The 1,870-nt window shown below is 50.5% G+C and carries 1 protein-coding gene; it reads right to left on the bottom strand.

Annotated elements, in window-relative coordinates; genetic code table 11:
• A partial coding sequence (locus tag F8C76_RS19830; protein ID WP_211372172.1) for a sterol desaturase family protein occupies window positions 1–1,743 on the bottom strand: 1,743 nt, incomplete at its 3' end.
• Window positions 1,744–1,870 lie beyond the last annotated feature (127 nt).

The following is a 1,870-nucleotide window of genomic DNA, read 5'->3' as shown; positions in this document are numbered from 1 at the left end:
CGATCTACCTTGAGCAACTGGGCAGAACCCATGCATAATTGCAGCAGACCAAACTTTGTCCATATCAAGCACCTTGTCACCACATTCATGCTCATTCCATCCCTCCAACGCATGAAGAATTCCCGCGATTCGCCATGCGCTCATAACCCTCCTTGGCAGCCAATTCTCGCATGAATGCACATTCTGCAGCGTTTTTGGTACAGCCATTGCAGGAGTTGTCGAGTAGCTGCAGCTGTCCTTGCGTACCATCTTTGGAGGAAATTGTGAGTATGGGATAAACAGAGTTCCTTTCTGTGCTCTGAATTGTTCAGCAGAATCTAGACCATCACCAATTAACCAAACCTTTGCGGTGCCTGTTTTCGAAAACGAAAGATTGTCAGCTACAGTTTCTGGTATTTCTGGCTTGAGTAAATGATAATCTTGCTTGTTTGTCATCGTGACTTTGATATTTTTCTTGCATAATGCTTGCGCTACAGCACGCGCCACCTTGGAAACATTTCCTGCAAGAATTACTTGGTCTGTGCCTTGGGGGATACTGTTGACAACCACTGCAGCAGCTAAGCTGGTTCCATCGACAATTCGTGCTCCCAACTTTGGGTATTTCAGCAGATATTGTTCTCCACTTTTATTCAGGGTATGTGCCTGATTCAGGAGTCCAAGGCTTACAACTTTAGCCCCATTCTTGTCAGCTTCACATACCGCCTTTTCGATAAGATCATTGATAGCTTCCTTCTCCCAATCCAATCCATAATGGAAACTGTATCTTGGTATGGCCCATGACTGCATCCTGATCTTCTTCATGACATTCCTCTCAACAGTGAATGAAGAACCGTACGTCCATGTCAGCACCATGGAGAGCCATGACAGAGGCCACATCATCCTCATGTACCACCTGGAAACGTAGGGCCTGGACGCAAATTCGGCGAAACCGGGCCTCATGTGGTAGATGGAATGCAGGGTGGTCAGGTGTGTAAGGTGAACCACATCCACTGCTTCTTCTTCGTCATTGTTCTTCAGTGAGTTCTCATACAGAGTGTCTGATGACTTGTCCATGGTGTTGTAGATATAATCGTAGAACGGCATGAAAAGGGAGTAGTTTGTCCGAAACTGAGTGTGGTGCAGAGAATGAAACGATGGCGTGTACATGAGATACTTGAGAGGAGGGAACCATGTGAAGAGCCAGCTGGGTACCAACTCGAAGTTGCAGTGCCCCATGTTGTTCATGAAATCAATGTAAATCAAATACATCTCGAATGCAATTATGGAAGCAGTTCCAGTCAAGGCACAGGCGATCAGTGGGATCGAGAAGAGCAATTCGTAGGCAACGAGCTCAGCAAACGGATGGATGACGGATGTGATGGGCTCAGTGACGATTGAGGAGTGGTGGTGCGAGTGGTAGCGGGTGTAGAGAAAGTGGTGGTGCAACGCACGATGGAACCAGTAGTAGAGGAACTCCACTGGCCCGGCATGCAGCAAGGCAATCAGCCCCGCGCCATCCGTCCTCCACAGCGGTAAGTGTTGCCCGCCCGGTACGTACAGTGCGCCGAGGTATAGCAGGATACCGCTCAGGATGATCTGGTCGTCCCAGTTCCTCTCGCGGTCAACCTGGTCGAACTCGATGCCGCGGCGAACAATCTGGCGGCGGCCACGGGCGTTTTGGAGGCGGGAGATGGTGATCCAGGCTTGGTTGTGCAGCATCCGCAGCAGCAACGACGGGAGGATGGCGATGTACCCGAGATCCACCTCACGCCTCCCCTTGGTCGCCACCTCATACCACCCGTGCGCTACCCACGGCGCCAGCAACACGTACTTGAAGCTGCCAAGCTTCTTCCATGGCCACTCCGTGAAGAGTCCTGGGTTTGTGGCCATT

The organism is Flagellimonas olearia (assembly GCF_009184425.1).
Taxonomy (GTDB): domain Bacteria; phylum Bacteroidota; class Bacteroidia; order Flavobacteriales; family Flavobacteriaceae; genus Flagellimonas; species Flagellimonas olearia.
Note: the sequence above shows the minus strand (reverse complement) of the source record. Positions and strands in the feature narration are given on the sequence as shown.